At 55.4% G+C, this 20,144-nt stretch carries 15 protein-coding genes, 2 tRNA genes and 3 other RNA genes; 9 read left to right on the forward strand and 11 right to left on the reverse strand.

The window, feature by feature from the left end:
• Window position 1: 1 nt before the first annotated feature.
• From oppC to CKW09_RS13710, 5 genes are all read right to left on the reverse strand, one after another.
• Window positions 2-910 (reverse strand): oligopeptide ABC transporter permease OppC, encoded by a 909-nt coding sequence (oppC, locus tag CKW09_RS13690; RefSeq protein WP_006321181.1) that lies wholly within the window; start codon window positions 908-910, stop codon window positions 2-4.
• A 14-nt stretch (window positions 911-924) separates the two neighbouring features.
• Window positions 925-1,845: an oligopeptide ABC transporter permease OppB gene (gene oppB, locus CKW09_RS13695; RefSeq protein ID WP_095097812.1), complete on the reverse strand. Its 921-nt coding sequence runs from the start codon at window positions 1,843-1,845 to the stop codon at window positions 925-927.
• 129 nt (window positions 1,846-1,974) lie between these two features.
• Window positions 1,975-3,612 carry an oligopeptide ABC transporter substrate-binding protein OppA gene (gene oppA / locus CKW09_RS13700; RefSeq protein WP_095097815.1) on the reverse strand — a complete coding sequence of 546 codons (1,638 nt, stop codon included), beginning with the start codon at window positions 3,610-3,612 and terminating at the stop codon, window positions 1,975-1,977.
• A 146-nt stretch (window positions 3,613-3,758) separates the two neighbouring features.
• Window positions 3,759-5,396, reverse strand: a complete 1,638-nt coding sequence (locus tag CKW09_RS13705; protein ID WP_095097818.1) for an ABC transporter substrate-binding protein — start codon at window positions 5,394-5,396, stop codon at window positions 3,759-3,761.
• Between the two features lie 692 nt (window positions 5,397-6,088).
• A complete protein-coding gene (locus CKW09_RS13710) occupies window positions 6,089-6,733 on the reverse strand; it encodes a YchE family NAAT transporter (protein WP_061794487.1) in 645 nt (214 codons plus the stop codon).
• 528 nt (window positions 6,734-7,261) lie between these two features.
• Between CKW09_RS13710 and adhE the strand changes: the two genes are divergently transcribed.
• Window positions 7,262-9,931 (forward strand): bifunctional acetaldehyde-CoA/alcohol dehydrogenase, encoded by a 2,670-nt coding sequence (gene adhE / locus CKW09_RS13715; protein ID WP_061794488.1) that lies wholly within the window; start codon window positions 7,262-7,264, stop codon window positions 9,929-9,931.
• Window positions 9,932-10,047: 116 nt separating this feature from the next.
• Here the strand turns inward: adhE and CKW09_RS13720 are convergent, their stop codons facing one another.
• On the reverse strand, window positions 10,048-10,632 hold the full coding sequence (locus CKW09_RS13720) for a thymidine kinase (RefSeq protein WP_061794489.1): 585 nt from the start codon (window positions 10,630-10,632) through the stop codon (window positions 10,048-10,050).
• Window positions 10,633-11,320: 688 nt separating this feature from the next.
• On the opposite strand from CKW09_RS13720, the gene hns reads away from it, so the two are divergent.
• Window positions 11,321-11,728 (forward strand): histone-like nucleoid-structuring protein H-NS, encoded by a 408-nt coding sequence (gene hns, locus CKW09_RS13725; protein ID WP_061794490.1) that lies wholly within the window; start codon window positions 11,321-11,323, stop codon window positions 11,726-11,728.
• A 187-nt stretch (window positions 11,729-11,915) separates the two neighbouring features.
• Here hns and CKW09_RS13730 read toward each other — a convergent pair whose 3' ends face one another.
• From CKW09_RS13730 to rssA, 5 genes are all read right to left on the reverse strand, one after another.
• Window positions 11,916-12,926: an NAD-dependent epimerase gene (locus CKW09_RS13730; protein ID WP_095097822.1), complete on the reverse strand. Its 1,011-nt coding sequence runs from the start codon at window positions 12,924-12,926 to the stop codon at window positions 11,916-11,918.
• Between the two features lie 9 nt (window positions 12,927-12,935).
• Window positions 12,936-14,279, reverse strand: a complete 1,344-nt coding sequence (locus tag CKW09_RS13735) for a UDP-glucose dehydrogenase family protein (RefSeq protein WP_061794492.1) — start codon at window positions 14,277-14,279, stop codon at window positions 12,936-12,938.
• Between the two features lie 43 nt (window positions 14,280-14,322).
• Entirely contained in the window at window positions 14,323-15,240 is a 918-nt protein-coding gene (gene galU, locus CKW09_RS13740) for a UTP--glucose-1-phosphate uridylyltransferase GalU (protein ID WP_061794493.1), read from the reverse strand.
• Between the two features lie 202 nt (window positions 15,241-15,442).
• Entirely contained in the window at window positions 15,443-16,456 is a 1,014-nt protein-coding gene (gene rssB / locus CKW09_RS13745; RefSeq protein WP_061794497.1) for a two-component system response regulator RssB, read from the reverse strand.
• Window positions 16,457-16,560: 104 nt separating this feature from the next.
• Window positions 16,561-17,463 (reverse strand): patatin-like phospholipase RssA, encoded by a 903-nt coding sequence (gene rssA, locus CKW09_RS13750; protein ID WP_095097825.1) that lies wholly within the window; start codon window positions 17,461-17,463, stop codon window positions 16,561-16,563.
• Window positions 17,464-17,585: 122 nt separating this feature from the next.
• Here rssA and CKW09_RS13755 point away from each other — a divergent pair, with 122 nt between their 5' ends.
• The 7 genes from CKW09_RS13755 to CKW09_RS13785 all read left to right on the forward strand — a co-directional run bounded on the left by CKW09_RS13755 (window position 17,586) and on the right by CKW09_RS13785 (window position 20,025).
• Window positions 17,586-18,047 (forward strand): YchJ family protein, encoded by a 462-nt coding sequence (locus CKW09_RS13755; protein WP_061794495.1) that lies wholly within the window; start codon window positions 17,586-17,588, stop codon window positions 18,045-18,047.
• Window positions 18,048-18,115: 68 nt separating this feature from the next.
• Window positions 18,116-18,964 carry a formyltetrahydrofolate deformylase gene (gene purU, locus CKW09_RS13760; protein ID WP_061794496.1) on the forward strand — a complete coding sequence of 283 codons (849 nt, stop codon included), beginning with the start codon at window positions 18,116-18,118 and terminating at the stop codon, window positions 18,962-18,964.
• Window positions 18,965-19,122: 158 nt separating this feature from the next.
• Window positions 19,123-19,207: transfer RNA gene (locus CKW09_RS13765), tRNA-Tyr, on the forward strand.
• Between the two features lie 211 nt (window positions 19,208-19,418).
• Window positions 19,419-19,503 (forward strand) — tRNA-Tyr (locus CKW09_RS13770).
• A gap of 47 nt (window positions 19,504-19,550) precedes the next feature.
• A non-coding RNA gene (locus CKW09_RS13775) (RtT sRNA) lies at window positions 19,551-19,677 on the forward strand.
• A gap of 47 nt (window positions 19,678-19,724) precedes the next feature.
• Window positions 19,725-19,851: non-coding RNA, RtT sRNA (locus CKW09_RS13780), on the forward strand.
• Window positions 19,852-19,898: 47 nt separating this feature from the next.
• Window positions 19,899-20,025, forward strand: a non-coding RNA gene (locus CKW09_RS13785) — RtT sRNA.
• Window positions 20,026-20,144 lie beyond the last annotated feature (119 nt).

Raw genomic sequence — 20,144 nt, forward strand, 5'->3', positions numbered from 1 at the left:
CTTAACGATCTTTCGGGTCGAGGGCGTCGCGCAGGCCATCGCCGATAAAGTTGAAACAGAACAGAGTGACAACCAGGAAACCCGCCGGGAACAGCAGCAACCACGGTGAAACTTCCATCGAGTTGGCGCCGTCGCTGAGCAATGCGCCCCAGCTGCTTAACGGCTCTTGCGTACCCAGCCCCAGGAAGCTGAGGAAGGACTCGAACAGGATCATGCTCGGCACCAGCAGCGAGGCGTAGACCACCACCACGCCCAGCACGTTCGGCACGATATGCCGCAGCACGATGTTGCGCGTAGAAACCCCGCACACCAGCGCCGCTTCGATGAACTCCTTGCGTTTCAGGCTCAGCGTTTGCCCGCGCACGATACGCGCCATGTCCAGCCACGACACCATGCCTATCGCCACAAAGATCAGCAGGATGTTTTGGCCGAAGAAGGTCACCAGCAGGATCACGAAGAACATGAACGGGAAGGAGTTGAGGATCTCCAGCAAACGCATCATCACCGAATCGGTCTTGCCGCCCAGATAGCCGGACATTGCGCCGTACAGGGTGCCGACGATCACCGCCACCAGCGCCGCCGCCACGCCGACCATCAGCGAGATGCGCCCGCCGATGGCCACGCGCACCAGCAGGTCGCGGCCGGAGGAATCGGTGCCGAAGTAGTGCGCGGATTCGAGGCTCGGCGCGGCCGACATCATCGCCCAGTCGGTATCGTCATAGGCGAACTGCGACAGCCAGGGCGCCACAATCACGAACAGGGTGATCAACGCCAGCACAAACAGGCTGCTGACCGCCGCGCGGTTGTGCACAAAGCGCCGGCGCGCATCCTGCCACAGGCTGCGCCCTTCCACTTCCAGCTTTTCGCTGAAGTGTTCCAGAGCTTCGCTGTTCTTTTTGGTCAACATCATTCGCGTGCTCCAGATTAATAACGAATTTTCGGATCGATAACGGCGTACAGCACGTCGACGATCGCGTTAAACAAGATGGTCAGGCCGCCGACCAGAATGGTCAGGCTCAGCACCAGGGAATAGTCGCGGTTCAGCGCGCCGTTCACGAACAGCTGGCCGATGCCCGGCAGGCCGTAAATGGTTTCGATCACCATCGAACCGGTGATGATGCCGACAAACGCCGGGCCCATATAGGACAACACCGGCAACAGCGCCGGCTTCAGCGCGTGGCGGAAGATGATGCGACGCATCGGCAGGCCTTTGGCGCGCGCGGTGCGGATAAAGTTGGAGTGCAGCACCTCGATCATCGAACCGCGGGTAATGCGGGCGATGCTGGCGATATAGGCCAACGACAGCGCCACCATCGGCAAAATGATGAACTTCGGCGCCCCGCCGTTCCAGCCGCCGCCCGGCAGCCATTTCAGCGTAATGGCGAAGATCAGCACCAGCAGCGGCGCCACCACGAAGCTGGGGATCACCACCCCGGTCATGGCGAACCCCATCACCGTATAGTCCCATTTGGTATTTTGATTCAGCGCGGCAATCACGCCGGCGCTGACGCCCAGCACCACCGCCAGCAGGAACGCGGCCAGGCCGAGTTTGGCGGACACCGGGAAGGAGGAGGCCACCAGATCGTTGACCGAATAGTCCTTGTATTTGAATGACGGGCCAAAATCGCCTTGGGCGAGCTGGCCTAAATAATTGAAGTATTGTTTGTAGATAGGATCGTTGAGGTGATATTTCGCCTCGATGTTGGCCATCACTTCAGGCGGCAATGCGCGTTCACCGGTAAAAGGACTTCCCGGCGCCAGGCGCATCATAAAGAATGAAATGGTGATCAAAATAAACAGCGTCGGAATCGCTTCCAGACAGCGGCGTAGAATAAATTTTAACATTGCCCGTACCTGTTCCATGAATCTGCCGGCCGTCGCCATGCGCATCGGCGGCAGATTTCTAGCCTTTACTTCAGCTTTATCATTATCAGTCGATCGGTGACGAGGCGCCGCAGCGCCCCGGCATTAGAATCAATGTTTGATAATATAAAGATCTTTGACGTGGATATTATCCAGCGGGTCTTTACCGGTATAACCGCCAACGTAAGGTTTTACCAGACGGGCGTTCACATAGTAATAAACCGGAACAATGGCTGAATCCTTATCCAGCTGCACTTCGGCTTTTTGGTACAGCGCAGCGCGATCTTCGTCCGAGGTGGCTTTCAGCGTATCGCCGATCAGCTTGTCGAATTCCGCGCTCTTGTAATGTGCGGTGTTGTTGCTGCTGTCCGACAGCATGGTGTTCAGGAAGGAGGAAGGTTCGTTATAGTCTGCACACCAGCCGGCGCGCGCAATATCGAAGTTGCCCTGATGGCGGGTGTCCAGGAAGGTTTTCCACTCCTGGTTGACCAATTTCACGTTAATGCCCAGGTTTTTCTTCCAGATAGAGGCGGCGGCGATCGCCAGCTTCTTGTGCAGATCGGAGGTGTTGTACAGCAGGTTCAGCGTCAGCGCTTTGCCCGGGCCGTAGCCGGCTTCGGCCAACAGTTTTTTCGCTTCTTCGTTGCGTTTCTCCTGGGTCCAGCCAAACCACTCCGGCGGCGTCAGCTTGGCGCCGTCGGTATATGGCGGGGTGTAACCGTAGGCCGGCAGGTCACCCTGGTTTTTCACTTTGTTGACGATGATGTCGCGATCCATGCCCAGCTTCAGCGCGGTGCGCACGCGCACGTCGGTCAGCGGCGCTTTCTGGTTATTGATCTCGTAGTAGTAGGTGCACAGGTACGGGTCGACGTGAACTTCCGTCGGGATCTCTTTCTTCAGCTTCTGGAACAGCTCGATCGGCATGTTGTTATAGGTCATGTCGATTTCGCCGGTGCGGTAACGGTTGACATCGGTCACTTCCGAAGAAATAGGCAGGTAGGTCACCTGAGTGATCACGGTCTTGGCGTTATCCCAGTACTCAGGGTTACGCTCCAGGACGATGCGTTCGTTGACCGTCCAGTTTTTCAATTTGTAAGCGCCGTTGGCCACGAAGTTTTGCGGCTGGGTCCACTTCTCGCCAAATTTTTCGACCGCGGCCTTATTCACCGGCGACATAGACGGGTGCGCCAACAGCTTGGGCAGATAAGGCACCGGCTCGCTCAGGGTCACTTCGAAGGTGTGGTCGTCGATCGCTTTCACCCCGAGGGCGGTCGGCTGTTGTTTGCCGACGATGATGTCATCGATATTGGTGATGTGCGCGTACTGTACGTAGCTGGCGTAAGGGGATGCCGTTTTCGGGTCGGCCAAACGCTGCCAGCTGTAGACGAAATCTTGCGCCGTCACCGGCTCGCCGTTCGACCACTTGGCGTTTTTACGCAGGTGGAAGGTCCACACTTTAAAGTCTTTATTATCCCAGCTTTCCGCTACGCCCGGAATGATGGCGCCATTTTGATCGTTGATGGTCAGACCTTCCAGCAAATCGCGGGATACGTTGGACTCGGGCACCCCTTCAATCTTGTGCGGATCCAGCGACTGCACTTCCGCGCCGTTGTTGCGCACCAGCACCTGTTTTTCTGCCAGTTGCACGCCCGCCGGCACGTCGGCCGCCCAGGCACTGCCGGTTGCCGTGATGCCGAGCGCGGCAATAATGCCGGCGGCGAGGAGGTTTTTCTTCGTGATGTTGGTCATGGTTATACTCCAGTTTTTATTATCACAGGCTCGTCGTGGAGCCTGCGTTGCCCGTGAGCGGACCTCGTGATGCCAGCGCTGCGGAACGAATGCGGCAACCGGCCTTCCCTGTATTACCCACCGTCGTTGTGTGAGGCAATACCCCTTTACTGCTTGATGATGTACAGATTTTTTACGTCGGTGTAGTCCAGCGGATCTTTGCCGGTGAAGCCGCCTACCCTCGGTTTTATCAGACGGGCGCTGATGCGGTAATACACCGGGATCAGCGCCGAATCCTTGTCCAGCCGGGCCTCGGCCTGCTGGTAAAGCGCGGCGCGCGCGGCCTCATCCGGCGCCTTGAGCGTGGCGGCCATGATGGCGTCGAACGCCGGGCTGTTGTAGAAGATAGTGTTGATGCTACTGTTGGAGAGCACCAGGTTCAGGAAGGCGCTGGGTTCGTTGTAATCGCCGCACCAGGTGGCGCGCGCGACGTCGTACTGGCCCTGATGGCGGCTTTCCAGCGACGTTTTCCACTCCTGATTGCGCAGCGTGACGTCGGCGCCAAGGTTCTTCTTCCACATAGACGCGGCGGCTATCGCCTGCTGTTTGTTCTGATCGGAGGTGTTGTACAGCAACGAGAATTTCAGCGGTTTGGCGTCGCTGTAGCCGGCCTCGGCCAGCAATTTTTTGGCGGCGGCGTTGCGCTGCTCCTGGCTCCAGCCGGCCCATTCAGGCTGGGTGAATGTGGCGCCCTCGGTAAAGGTCGGCGTAAAGCTGTAGGCCGGGATCTGTCCCTGCCCCATGATTTTGTTGGCGATGATGTCGCGGTCCAGCGTTAACTTCACCGCCTCGCGCACCCGCGCGTCGGTAAAAGGCGCTTTCCGGTTGTTGATCTCGTAATAGAAGGTGCACAGGTACGGGTTGACGTGCAGCTGCTCGGGAATTTCGCGCTTCATCTTGGCGTACAGATTCGGCGGAATGGCGCTGTTGGTGATGTCGATTTCACCGCTGCGGAAGCGGTTGACGTCGCTGACCTCGGACGCTATCGGCAGGAAGGTCGCCTGGTTGACGACGGTTTTCTTGTTGTTCCAGTAGCTCGGGCTGCGCTCCAGCACCAGGCGCTCATTCACCACCCACTCTTTCAGGCGGTAGGCGCCATTGCCGACGAAGTTGGCCGGCAGCGTCCACTTGTCGCCAAACTTCTCCACCACCGAACGTTTCACCGGTTTCAGCGAGGTATGGCTCAGCATGTTGACAAAGTAAGGCACCGGCTCGCTCAGCGTCACCTGCAGCGTGACGTCATCCACGGCCTTCACGCCAAGCGTCTGCGGGCTTTTCTTGCCGGTCAGGATATCGTCGATATTTTCAATTTTGGCGTACTGCAGATAGCTGGCGTAAGGCGAGGCGATGTTGGGATCGACCAGGCGCTGCCAACTGTAGACGAAATCCTGCGCGGTCACCGGCGAACCGTCGCTCCACACCGCGTCGGGGCGCAGATGGAAGGTCCAGTTGCGGTAATCCTTATTTTCCCAGCTGACGGCCACCGCCGGCACCAGATGCCCGTTGGCGTCGGTGCTGACCAGCCCTTCCAGCAGGTTAAGAATGACATTGCTTTCCGGTACGCCCTCGACCTTATGCGGATCCAATGAGGCCACTTCGCTGCCGTTATTGATTACGATGTTCTGTTGCCGGGCTAATTGCACCCCGGCCGGCACGTCGGCCGCCTGAACGGAATTAATCAGGCCGCCGCACAGCGCGCCGCCAATCAACAAGGCCAAAGATGTGCGCTTCATGGTTTGCTGCATAGTCGAGGCTCCTTTTCACCAACAAGCATTGCTTATCGATCTTTGTGAAGTGTTTATAAGAATTCTAAATAAACGGATACCAGCAAAAATCATTCCCGTTTTCATGGCGCATTGCAGTTAATTGACCGCGAGAAAGTTGCTCGGAAATTAGCAGAAGCCAAATTCCATAGCCAATAAATTTTACGAAAATGTTAAGCAATTCTCTTTTATTGACCGAACCCCGCTCGCCAGCCCCGTAGTCCGCCGGATGAAGGAAGAAGTCACCACATTGATTTATATGAAAAAATCAGACAAATCAATCTAAAGTCGGCCACGATATTTGCCAAGCGGCAAAACAAAGAAACATTCAGTTAACAAAGAAGGCGTTCAAAGAACAAACACCTGCTTATAGGCTGTTAATCACTAATAACACCTGGATGAAAGCGAGACAAGCCCTACAGAATGATGTGATTAATTTAACAGCAGGTTTAACCAACGGCGGGAGGAAAAACGCTGAAATGGCGAGAGAAAAGGCTCAAAAATAACCCTTTGAGCTTTTATTGAACAGCAACCTGAGATTTATGCAACATAATAGTGCAAGCGCGGAAAATTCATTCATATTGCGCACTATAATAATGCGAACCAATGAATTATTTAAACTTTAAAATTAATTTGAGCTGCGAACCTGGCGCATTCGCGGCTCTTTCGATAAATCATAGCAGGCCGGGGAATATCGCCTTAATACCGGTGACAATAAACTCGATGCCTAATGCCATCAGCAGTAACCCCATGATGCGGGTGATGACGTTGATGCCGGTTTGCCCAAGCAAACGCACCAGCAACGGCGCCGCGCGGAACAATAGCCAGCAACAGAAGGCGAACAGCGCGATCGCCAGCGTGAGGCCCAGCAGATTTTGCCAGCTGTGGTAGCGCGAGCTCCAGACGATGGTTGAGCTGATGGCGCCCGGCCCGGCCATCAGCGGCAGCGCCAGCGGCACCACGCCAATGCTTTCGCGGATCGCGCTCTCTGATTTTTCCTGCTTGTTCTGCTTGTCTTCGCCGAGCTTGCCGCTGATCATCGACATGGCGATGGTCACCACCAGAATGCCGCCGGCGATGCGGAACGAATCGATAGAGATGCCGAACATGCGCAGGATCCCTTCCCCCAAAAATAGCGAGGTACAGAGAATGATGGCGACCGACAGGTTGGCGGTCAGGTTGGTTTTATTACGCCCCGCCTCCGCCTGATAGCTGGTCATGCTGATAAACACCGGCAGAATGCCGACCGGGTTCACCAGCGCAAACAGGCCGACAAAGAATTTGATGTAGCCGGAAAAATCCAACAAAGATTGGCCCACAGATGGCTCCGCATTAATAGCTGTATAAGTGATGCTGTCTACGCGCGCTAATGTAATGGAAATGTCGCGGCTAATCCATCCGCTCACCTGGCATTTTTGGCTGTTAGCAGCGCAACAAAAAAAACAAACGACTGTTGTTAAAGCTATGTTCGGATTTTTGATTTTTTATGTTTTAAAAAGACCGCTACCAGTCGGTTGTTGAGAACAACTCTCAACCGCACTCGGCTGAATGGTGTCAGCTTGCACTTTTCATGATTTAGATCACAAATTGCCTACCCAACTGTGGGTAAGCTCTTAGTCGTAGTCAGGGAGTAGAACAGGTTAAGCGAAACGCCGCCGTTGCCTTCCCTCTCCTGTCTGCCGCCTCCGCCTGGCGCGAGGTGAAGCTCTTTAAGCAAATCAGCATCATGCGATGAAATAAAGCGGGAAAGCCCTGGTCATTAAACCAACGACAGTGCCCGTTCAGACTATACTAGTGGCTCGCACGGCTTATTTACTGAAAGAGTTTAACATTATCAGGAGAGCATTATGGCTGTAACGAATGTCGCTGAACTGAACGAGCTAGTCGCACGTGTCAAAAAAGCCCAGCGCGAATATGCCAACTTCACTCAAGAGCAAGTTGATAAAATTTTCCGCGCTGCTGCCCTCGCCGCTGCCGATGCCCGCATTCCCCTGGCCAAAATGGCCGTAGAAGAGTCCGGGATGGGTATCGTTGAAGATAAGGTCATCAAAAACCACTTCGCTTCAGAATATATCTACAACGCCTATAAAGATGAAAAAACCTGCGGCATCCTGTCCGAAGACGACACTTTCGGTACCATCACCATCGCCGAACCCATCGGCCTGATTTGCGGTATCGTACCGACCACCAACCCGACTTCCACGGCGATTTTCAAGGCGTTGATCAGCCTGAAAACCCGTAACGGCATCATTTTCTCCCCGCACCCCCGCGCCAGGAACGCCACCAACAAGGCGGCCGACATCGTGCTGCAGGCCGCCATCGCCGCCGGTGCGCCGAAGGATATCGTCGGTTGGATCGATCAGCCTACGGTCGAGCTGTCCAATCAGCTGATGCATCACCCCGACATCAACCTGATCCTCGCCACCGGCGGCCCGGGCATGGTGAAAGCCGCCTACAGCTCCGGTAAACCGGCGATCGGCGTAGGCGCCGGCAATACGCCGGTAGTGGTAGACGAAACCGCCGACATCAAACGCGTGGTCGCCTCTATCCTGATGTCGAAGACCTTCGACAGCGGCGTAATCTGCGCCTCCGAGCAGTCGGTCATCGTGGTCGACGCCATTTATGACGCGGTGCGCGAACGCTTCGCCTCCCACGGCGGCTATCTGCTGCAGGGGAAAGAGCTGAAGGCGGTGCAGGACATCATCCTGAAAAACGGCGGCCTGAATGCGGCCATCGTCGGCCAGTCCGCGCCGAAAATCGCCGAAATGGCAGGCATTAAAGTGCCGGCGAACACCAAGGTGCTGATCGGTGAAGTGAAGCTGGTCGATGAGACGGAACCTTTCGCCCATGAGAAACTGTCGCCTACCCTGGCGATGTACCGCGCCAAAGATTTCGAAGACGCGGTCGGCAAAGCCGAAAAACTGGTCGCCATGGGCGGCATCGGCCACACCTCTTGCCTGTATACCGACCAGGACAACCAGACCGCGCGCGTCGCCTACTTCGGCGACAAGATGAAAACGGCGCGTATCCTGATCAACACCCCGGCTTCTCAGGGGGGCATCGGCGACCTGTACAACTTTAAACTCGCTCCGTCGTTGACGCTGGGTTGCGGTTCCTGGGGTGGCAACTCCATCTCTGAAAACGTCGGACCGAAACACCTGATCAACAAGAAAACTGTAGCGAAGCGAGCAGAAAACATGTTGTGGCATAAACTTCCGAAATCCATCTACTTCCGCCGCGGCTCCCTGCCTATCGCGCTGGAAGAAGTGGCGACCGACGGGGCGAAACGCGCCTTCATCGTGACCGACCGCTACCTGTTCAATAACGGTTATGCAGACCAGATCACCAAGGTTCTGAAATCGCACGGCATTGAAACTGAAGTGTTCTTCGAAGTTGAAGCGGACCCAACGCTGAGCATCGTACGCAAAGGCGCCGAGCAGATGAACTCCTTCAAGCCCGACGTGATTATCGCTCTGGGCGGCGGTTCACCGATGGACGCGGCGAAAATCATGTGGGTGCTGTACGAGCATCCCGAAACCCACTTCGAAGACCTGGCGCTGCGCTTTATGGACATCCGCAAGCGTATCTACAAGTTCCCGAAAATGGGCGTGAAAGCGAAAATGATCGCCGTCACCACCACCTCGGGCACCGGTTCTGAAGTGACGCCGTTTGCGGTCGTGACCGATGACGCCACCGGCCAGAAATACCCGCTGGCGGACTATGCGCTGACCCCGGACATGGCGATTGTCGACGCCAACCTGGTGATGAACATGCCGAAATCCCTGTGCGCCTTCGGCGGCCTGGATGCGGTGACCCACGCGCTGGAAGCCTACGTTTCGGTGCTGGCGAACGAATACTCCGACGGCCAGGCGCTGCAGGCGCTCAAATTGCTGAAAGAGTATCTGCCGGCCAGCTATAAAGAAGGCGCGAAGAACCCGGTCGCCCGCGAACGCGTGCACAACGCCGCCACCATCGCCGGCATCGCCTTCGCCAACGCCTTCCTCGGGGTTTGTCACTCCATGGCCCACAAGCTGGGTTCCGAGTTCCATATCCCGCACGGTCTGGCCAACGCCATGCTGATCTCCAACGTCATTCGCTACAACGCCAACGACAACCCGACCAAGCAGACGGCTTTCAGCCAGTACGACCGCCCTCAGGCGCGTCGCCGCTACGCTGAAATCGCCGACCACCTCGGCCTGAGCGCGCCGGGCGACCGCACCGCGCAGAAAATCGAGAAGCTGCTGGCGTGGCTGGACGAGCTGAAAACCGAACTGGGCATTCCGGCCTCCATCCGTGAAGCCGGCGTGCAGGAAGCCGATTTCCTGGCCCGCGTAGACAAACTGTCGGAAGACGCTTTTGACGACCAGTGCACCGGCGCCAACCCGCGTTATCCGCTGATTGCCGAACTGAAGCAAATCATGCTGGATACCTTCTACGGCCGCGAGTTTAGCGAAGCGGTTGAAGAAGAAGCGGCGGCCCCGGTTGCGGCCAAAGCGGTAAAGAAGTCCAGAAAGTAACGGTCGACTGAACCGATAAAAAAACCCGCCGAAAGGCGGGTTTTTTATTTCAAGCCGGGGCGATATATCAACCCGCGGCTAAAAGGCGCCAGAATCCTTCCTGCGCCGCTGACGCCTCACTCCTGGGCATGGATAGCCTCTTTATAATGCTTGCGGCATACGGAGACATAGCTTTCATTTCCGCCTATCACCACCTGCTCGCCGGCATGCATCGCCTGGCCGTTCTCATCCAGCCGCAGCACCATGTTCGCCTTTCTGCCGCAGTGGCAAATGGTTTTCAATTCGACCAGCTTGTCGGCCCAGGCCAATAAGTATTGGCTGCCGACGAACAGCTCTCCCAGAAAATCGGTGCGCAGGCCATAACACAGCACCGGAATATCCAGCTGGTCCACGACGTCGCATAATTGCTCTACCTGCGCCTTGGTCAGAAATTGGCTTTCATCCAGCAGCACGCAATGCACCGGTTGCTGTTGATGCTCCTGAACGATCATGGCGTAGAGCATCGAGTCGTTATTATAAAGCTGCGCCTGGGAGGACAAGCCAATGCGCGAGCTCACCTTACCCACGCCGAAACGGTGATCGATTTCAGCGGTAAACACCAGCGTACGCATACCACGTTCTTGATAATTATATGAAGATTGTAACAACGCGGTAGATTTGCCTGCATTCATAGCAGAGTAATAAAAATAAAGTTGAGCCATGGGCCCGCAACTCCAATGGTATAAGAAATATTCAGACGTTGATTCAGACGGCAAGTGTATCATAACCGGGCGGCCTTCTCAGCCGTTGCTTGCGCAATATCGCGATTGGGTTACCCCCCGCTTTCGAGTGAAACATTTCGTTCTGCCCGGCCGGCGTTTTACATCTATTTACAGGATAATGTCTGTTCGACATCACAATTAATTACTGCTAATGATTAAGCCGTCGCAGTAATGACTGAGGGAGTTAGCGCCTGAGCTGCGGCTAACCCGGAGTGCAACCCATTTAAAATTCCCCGCATGAGGCTGAGGTATTTAAAGGCGCCAGACGACGCAGGCAACACATCTTGACGTAATCTTTACCGGTATACCCCTATTGTTTACAGTGTTTGCGGATCCGCAGCGTGATTAGGCCCACAGAACTCGTTGTAATATTGATATAAATTACGACTATAACTTATCGTTGAATGGCTTTTAGCGCGGCAAACATACCGCGGCTGTTGAAAATTTGACTTAAAAAGGATGCTGGTAATAGTTAACAGCCTCTCCTATATTAGTCGGACAGATCTGAGTTAACCGTTTTTTAAAAGGTAAATTTGAGTATTCAATCCAATTTGGCTATTGCAGAAAGGAAAAGAGCACTCTATTATTATCCAGACGCCCCCCACCAATATAATTTGAGACTAGGACAATGAGCGAAGCATTAAAGATTTTGAACAACATCCGCACTCTGCGCGCCCAGGCAAGAGAATGCAGCCTGGAAACGCTGGAAGAAATGCTCGAGAAACTGGAAGTTGTTGTGAACGAACGTCGCGAAGAAGACAGCCAGGCTCAAGCAGAAATCGAAGAACGTACGCGTAAACTGCAGCAATATCGCGAAATGCTGATTGCTGACGGTATCGACCCAAATGAACTGCTGCAAACTATGGCTGCAACCAAAGCCGCAGGTAAAGCAAAACGCGCAGCACGCCCGGCTAAATACCAATATAAAGACGAAAATGGCGAACTGAAAACCTGGACCGGCCAGGGCCGCACGCCAGCGGTGATTAAGAAAGCTATCGAAGAGCAAGGTAAATCTCTGGACGATTTCCTGCTGTAATAGCCGACAGTTTCGTATCCGAAAGGCTCTCCTCTGGAGGGCCTTTTTGTTTGCCCTCTCTCATTCATTCCCGGCTTTTTAAGTAAATATCCTAAACCCCGCCTTCCCTGGCGATTAATCGCCGCGTCAACCATTGCAGACGTAAAAAAGGGGCCGCAGCCCCTTATGACATTCGTCGACGGTTCAATTAATGAACTTTATAAAATGCCTTGTACCAATCAACAAAACGCTTCACCCCATCCTGTACGCTGGTTGCCGGTTTAAAGCCGATAACGCGATAAAGCTCGGCGGTATCCGCGCTGGTATCCAAAACGTCGCCAGGCTGCATAGGCAGCATATTTTTACGGGCGGAGATACCTAACGCCGACTCGAGCGCGCTGATATATTCCATCAGCTTTACCGGAGCGCTGTTGCCGATATTATAGACATGGTAAGGCGCGGAACTGGTAGCCGGCGATCCCTGCTCAACGCTCCAGCGCGGATCCGCCTGCGGAATAACCGCCTGCAGGCGCACTATCGCTTCGGTGATATCATCGATGTAGGTAAAGTCACGGTGCATCTCGCCGTGGTTATATACATCGATGCTCTCTCCCGCCAATATGGCCTTGGTAAACTTGAACAGCGCCATATCGGGCCTGCCCCAGGGGCCATACACGGTAAAGAAACGCAACCCGGTGGTCGGAATACCGTACAAATGGGAATAGCTGTGCGACATCAGCTCATTGGCTTTTTTGGTCGCCGCATACAATGAAACCGGATGGTCAACCGAATCTTCAGTGGAGAATGGCAGTTTGCGATTCAAACCATATACCGAACTGGAAGAGGCATAGAGCAAATGCTCAACCTTATTATGACGGCAGCCTTCCAGCACGTTTAAATGGCCGATAAGATTGGCGTCGGCATAGGCCAGCGGGTTTTCCAGCGAATAACGCACCCCGGCCTGAGCCCCAAGATGTATCACTCGCTGGAACCGATGCTCGGCGAACAACGCCGCTATCCCCTCGCGATCGGCCAAATCCAGCTTGATGAAGCGGAATCCCGGCTTATCCGCCAGCAGATCGAGGCGGGCCGTTTTCAGGCCCACATCATAATAATCATTCAGGTTGTCGATACCGACAACCTGATGCCCGGCGGCCAACAAACGCTCTGCAACGTGATAACCGATAAATCCCGCAGCGCCTGTAACCAGGAATTTCATGCTCACCCCTTAAATAACCGGCTTGATGGAAGCGCCGCGGCCAATGGCGTAATAGGTAAAGCCGCGGCTTTCCAGGCGTTCCGGATCAAACAGGTTACGCCCGTCGAAGATCACCGGCTGCTTTAACGCGCCTTTGATGGCATCGAAATCCGGCGCGCGGAAGTTTTGCCACTCGGTGCAGATAACCAAGGCGTCCGCCCCGTGCAGCGCGGCCTCTTTGGTGCCGACCAGCTTCAGATCGTCGCGCTGACCATAAATGCGCTGAACTTCGTTCATCGCTTCTGGGTCATAAGCCTGCACGGTAGCGCCGGCTTCCCACAGCTGCTCCATCAGCACGCGGCTGGAGGCTTCACGCATGTCGTCGGTGTTAGGCTTGAACGCCAACCCCCACAGCGCGAAGGTTTTCCCCTGCAGATCGTCGCCAAAGTAGTCTTTGATAAAACTGGTCAGCTTGTATTTCTGCTGATAGTTAACCTGCTCCACCGCCTGCAGCAGCTTCGGCTGGTAGCCGATATGCTCGGCGGTGCGGATCAGCGCCTGCACGTCTTTCGGGAAGCAGGAGCCGCCGTAGCCGCAGCCTGGGTAGATAAAGTGGTAACCGATGCGCGAGTCGGAGCCGATCCCCTGACGCACTTTTTCGATGTCTGCGCCCAGCATTTCAGCCAGGTTGGACATTTCGTTCATGAAGCTGATTTTGGTCGCCAGCATGCAGTTGGCGGCGTATTTGGTCAGCTCTGCGCTGCGAATATCCATCAGGATCATGCGATCGTGATTGCGGTTAAACGGCTCGTACAGTTCGCGAATGGGTTCGATCACGTCTTTGTTGTCCGTACCGATCACGATGCGCTCAGGGCGCATGCAGTCGGCGACCGCCGCCCCTTCCTTCAGGAACTCAGGGTTGGAGACCACGTCGAAAGGCACGCTGCTGCCGCGCTTTTCCAACGTCTCGGCCATCACCTGGCGCACTTTATCCGCGGTGCCGACCGGCACGGTGGACTTGTCGATCACCACTTTACGGTCGGTCATGTGTTCGGCAATGGTGCGCGCCACGGCGGTCACGTATTTCAAATCGGCAGAGCCGTCTTCGTCCGGCGGCGTGCCAACGGCGATGAACTGGATGGCGCCGTGCGCCACGCCCGCTTTCGCGTCGGTGGTGAAATGCAGACGGCCGGCCTCGTAGTTTTGCTGCACTAACGGCGTCAGGCCCGGTTCAAAAATAGGGATATTCCCTTTTTTCAGGTTTTCGACTTTACGCTCATCCACGTCAATGCACATAACGTCATGGCCGACTTCAGCCAGCACCGCTGCCTGTACCAGACCCACATAGCCAATACCAAAAACGGTTACTTTCATGGGAAAATCCTAGTTTTTCAAATTAAGACGAAAGATAAATAAATTATTTCTTTTCAGCGGTCAGCAACTGCTGCAACCACTGAGAAAACGCGTTGCCCAGGCTGGCGTGGCGCATGCCGTACTCGACGAAGGCCTGCATATAGCCCAGTTTGTTGCCGCAGTCGTGGCTGGTGCCCTTAAGGTGGTAAGCCTCCACCGTCTCCTGCTGCATCAGCATTTCGATGCTGTCGGTGAGCTGAATTTCATCGCCGGCTCCCGGCGGCGTTTTCGCCAACAGCGGCCAGATATCGGCGGACAGCACGTAGCGGCCCACGATCGCCAGATTCGAGGGCGCTTGATCCGGCGCCGGCTTCTCGACCACGCTGACCATCGGCGCGCTTTCTCCGGGCTGCAGTTCATAGCCCCGGCAATCGGCCACGCCGTAATTTCCGACATCTTTATGGGGCACCGGTTCAACCATTATCTGGCTGATGCCGGTGGCTTCGAAACGCTGCAGCATTTCGTGCAAATTGTCTTTTTTCAGATCGGCGCTGTACTCATCGAGGATCACGTCCGGCAGCACCACCGCCACCGGCTCATCACCCACCATCGGATAGGCGCACATGATGGCGTGCCCTAATCCTTTGGCCACCCCTTGACGCACCTGCATAACGGTAACGCCCTTAGGGCAAATCGATTGAACCTCTTCCAACAGCTGGCGCTTAACGCGTTTTTCCAGCATCGCTTCCAGTTCAAAACTGGTGTCAAAGTGGTTTTCGATCGAGTTCTTGGATGAGTGAGTCACCAACACGATTTCGTTAATGCCCGCCGCAATACATTCATTGACGACGTATTGGATCAGGGGTTTATCCACCAACGGCAGCATTTCTTTGGGAATGGCTTTGGTAGCCGGTAACATCCGTGTTCCCAAGCCTGCAACCGGGATCACCGCTTTTCTGACTTTACGATTTACAGCAGGCATTATTTCCTCTCTTAAAACGCTCATTTTATGAGCCTCACGCACTCCACAAAAAACCTTCGGAGTATACCAGCTTATGATTGCTGAGCATTAGCCGGAACACAAATAGAAAGAATTTAGGACAATTACCCAATAGGTAAACCTGGAGAGAAAATAAGCGTTCTGAATATCGGGGTTTCGCCGGCTATTTCTTTATAGCGCCGCTTTATTCCGCGCTCAGCATCAGCCGCAGCCTGCCGCCGTTGCCCCAGACCTGACACTGCCAGGCGTCGCAGCGCTGGCTGATTTGATTCATATAGGTCGCGCCGAGCGTCCCCAAGGGCACGCCGTTGCTCAGCTGGATCTGGTTATCGCCGGTATTGACATTGGCATGCAGCCCGGCCGAAACCAGAATCAGGTTTTTATATTCGGCGTGATAATAGCCCAGCAGCAGCGGAAATTGACCTTCGAGTTTTCCTTGACGTAATAAATGATTAACTTGTTTTAACAATGCGGACATTTGCGGCAGCCGGTGCCGCTGATTAGCCAAATGATCCTGCAGCAACCCATTAAATAATGCGCGCAATAACAAAGCGGCCAAAACGCCATTATCGCCGGCCCGGGTAACGTCCAGGCAATAGAACGCCAGATCCTTATCCGACAACGCGGCGATGTCCAGCACCAGCCCAGGATTTTCGCCGGTGGTCAGCTGCCGATAATTAATCCGGCAATGGGCGATGTTTTGCTGCACCGGCGGTTGCAGCTGCTTCAACAACCTGACGGCTTCCGAGGGATTTTTACTCAGCGCATCCCAGTCCTGAAACAGCTCAACCTCTTCTATCGCCTGAGAGGTAAACATGTTGGGGTACAAACAGGCCAACACCGCTTCGCGCAGGCGATTGAGGTCGGTCAGCGGCTTCAGCAGCACATCCTGCACCCCCAGCCGCAACACCTTGGCGATATCGGCCATCTTATCGGTCGCAGAAATGACCAGCACCGGGATCTGCACGCCCTGCAGGCGCAAATGTTCGACAAACTCGATGCCGCCCATTTCCGGCATGGCGAGATCGCACAGGATCAGATCGGGCTTGACGTCGTCCACCGCACTCAACGCCTGCAAACCGTTGCTCGCTTCATGGGTCTCTGCGCCCAACGATTTCAAATAGCCAACAAGCACGGAACGAAAAACCTGTTCGTCCTCAACGATCAAAATGCGCTTGTGAGTCAGTGGTAATGCCATCAGCCGAGCCTCATCCCTTTTCATCATGTAATAGTGGCTCAAAAAGGTCACTTATGCCTGCCTGAAACCTGCCGGGCGCGCATTTTCCGCCTGTGAACCGATGATTATCTATTTTTTATCAATGGCAAAAGCCGATCCAGCTGTTTTTCCACCGCCAGTTGCCCCGCCGCGATCGCCTCGCTGGCGCGGTGGAAATCCAGCGTCGAAATCTGCGGGCAATAAGGCTGGATCAGCACGTCGGGCGGGTCGCCCGCCATGCGATTGCGTTTCAGCCGATTTTCCAGCACCTGGATCGACGTGCCCATGATTTCCATCGCCGTCGGCGTGGCGTTGGGTTTTCTCAACCCCATCCTCCCGATGCGTTCCCGTAGCCGCCCGCGCCAGCTGTCGGCCGGGGGCCCGGCCTGCCCGGCGTCTTCGCTGCGCACCGAGAACAGGTCTTGCTGCATCAAATGCGCATCGTGCTGCAGATCGACGGCGATGACGATATCCGCGCCCAGCGCCCGGGTTAATGAAATCGGCACCGGATTGACCACCGCGCCGTCCACCAGCCAATAACCGTCGAACCACACCGGCGCCAGCAAACCCGGCATGCTGCAGGACGCGCGCACCGCCTGATGAATGTCGCCTTTGGTCAGCCACAGCTCCCGGCCGGTGCTGAGGTTGGTCGCTACGGCGCCAAACTTCAGCGAGCATTCGGCGATATCATCAATCTTCAGCAATTGCCCGACCGCGTTGAACACCCGATCGCCGCGCAGCAGGCCGCCCCGCTGCCAGGAGAGATCCATCAGGCGAATGACGTCCCAATAGCTGAATGAGCGCACCCATTGCTCCATCGCCGGCAGCCGATGGCTGGCCAGGGCCGCGCCCACCAGCGCGCCCACCGAACAGCCGGCCACTATATCGACCTCTACGCCCAATTTCTTTAGCGCATTGATCACGCCAATATGCGCCCAGCCTTTGGCCGATCCGGCCCCCAATGCCAAGCCAATTTTGATTTTTCGCACAGCGTCCGCCCTTTTTCAGCCATTGTTTCGCCCCATCCCTCAGGGTAGATTGTCACCAGCGAATGATGTTAGGTAACATATGCGCTAAATTCACTTTCTGCACCGCCTTCCCAGGAGTTATTTTGCCCGAATCATGCCCATGCGGCAGCGGACTGGAGTATAACGCATGCTGCGGTCCCTATATCGCCGGTAGCCAGATAGCGCCGACGCCCGGCGCGCTGATGCGTTCGCGCTTCAGCGCCTATGTCAAACACAGCCTCGACTACCTTATCGCCACTTGGCACCCCGACTGCCACGCCAGCGCAGCGCGCAGCGCGATCGGCGACAGCTTTAAAGACACCGAATGGCTCGGCCTGACGATCGTGGAAGAAAAAACCGGCCATCACGCCGACGAAGGTTTCGTCGAGTTTATCGCCCGCTTCGTCGACGGCAGCGGCGAACCGCAGGCGATGCACGAACGTTCACGCTTTCTTCGCCTTGAACAACGCTGGTATTATATCGACGGCACCAAGCCGCAGCCCGGCAGAAATGCAATTTGTCCCTGTGGCTCAGGGAAAAAATACAAGAAGTGCTGCGGGCGCTAGCCGGCCGGCGCTTTACATTCACGCCTGCGCAGACAGGACGTACAGTATCAGACAGGATCCTCACGCTAATGCCACACCAAAACGTACAAAGAAAAGTTTTACGCACTATCTGCCCGGACGCCAAAGGGCTGATCGCCAAGATCACCAACATTTGTTACAAGCATGAACTCAACATCGTGCAAAATAACGAATTCGTCGACCATCGCACCGGCCGCTTCTTTATGCGCACCGAGCTGGAAGGCATTTTCAACGATACCACGCTGCTGGCGGATCTTGACGGCGCGCTGCCGGAAGGCTCAGTGCGCGAACTGCACAGCACCGGTCGGCGCCGCATCGTGGTGCTGGTCACCAAAGAGGCTCACTGCCTGGGGGACCTGCTGATGAAAAGCGCCTACGGCGGTCTCGACGTGGAAATCGCCGCGGTGATCGGCAACCACGACACCCTGCAAACGCTGGTGGAGCGCTTTGATATTCCGTTCCATCTGGTCAGCCATGAAGGGCTGACGCGCGAACAGCACGATCGTGAAATGACCGCCAAAATCGATCAATACCAGCCGGATTATGTGGTGCTGGCCAAATATATGCGCGTATTGACGCCCGCCTTTGTGCAGCACTACCCGAATCAGGTGATTAATATTCACCATTCCTTCCTGCCGGCCTTTATCGGCGCGCGGCCCTATCATCAGGCTTACGAACGCGGCGTTAAAATCATCGGCGCCACCGCGCACTACGTGAACGACAACCTCGACGAAGGCCCGATCATCATGCAGGACGTGATCAATGTCGATCACACCTATTCTTCCGAGGACATGATGCGCGCGGGGCGCGACGTAGAGAAAAACGTGCTCAGCCGCGCCCTGTATCAGGTCCTGGCGCAGCGGGTCTTCGTCTACGGCAATCGGACGGTTATCCTGTAATTGCTCAATAAAACGGTGCATTTCGTTCAGGGATGCACCGCCACGAATAAAAAAGCGGCAAACGATTCATTTTCTTCATTTCAATACTTTACACATGCGCTTCATTTGATATGATGCGCCCCGCTTACCGAGACAGCGGTTTCGCAAGCAAGGCCAGTGGTGGGGTTCCCGAGCGGCCAAAGGGAGCAGACTGTAAATCTGCCGTCACAGACTTCGAAGGTTCGAATCCTTCCCCCACCACCATCTTCTTTCCGCTGATGCGTGCTGAATTACAGCAAGGCAAAAAGGAAGGATAGCGCGCTTTAGCGCGGCCCGTAGGGTGAGGAACGAAGCGACGAATAATCCTTCCTCCACCCGCATCTTCTCTCCGCCTGGAGCGAAGTCGCAGTAAAGAAGCCGGCCAGGTTTCTTCCGGATAAAACCGGGCTAAAATTTGTAAACCCATGAATATCATGGTGGGGTTCCCGAGCGGCCAAAGGGAGCAGACTGTAAATCTGCCGTCACAGACTTCGAAGGTTCGAATCCTTCCCCCACCACCATCCTTGAATAAGCATCCCAAACCGAATCAAAAACTCGACGCATTCCTATCGCTCCGTATTGGGGGAGGATGAGAAGCTTCGACAAGGTTCGAGTCTCGCGCAGTGAGACAACGCGCTTCAGCGCGGCCCGCAGGGCGAGGAGCGCAGCGACGAGTCATCCTTCCCCCACCACCATCCTTGAATAAGCATCCCAAACCGAATCAAAAACTCGACGCATTCCTATCGCTCCGTATTGGGGAAGGATGAGAAGCTTCGACAAGGTTCGAGTCTCACGCAGTGAGACAACGCGCTTCAGCGCGGCCCGCAGGGCGAGGAGCGCAGCGACGAGTCATCCTTCCCCCACCACCATCCTTGAATAAGCATCCCAAACCGAATCAAAAACTCGACGCATTCCTATCTCTCCGTATTGGGGGAGGATGAGAAGCTTCGACAAGGTTCGAGTCTCACGCAGTGAGACAACGCGCTTCAGCGCGGCCCGCAGGGCGAGGAGCGCAGCGACGAGTCATCCTTCCCCCACCACCATCCTTGAATAAGCATCCCAAACCGAATCAAACCCTCCAAACCGCATAAATCCTCAATTTTCTTTATCATTCCACCAAACCGTAACTTGAACTCCGGCCCACAATTCGCTATACCACTGG

The organism is Serratia ficaria (assembly GCF_900187015.1).
Classification (GTDB): Bacteria; Pseudomonadota; Gammaproteobacteria; order Enterobacterales; family Enterobacteriaceae; genus Serratia; species Serratia ficaria.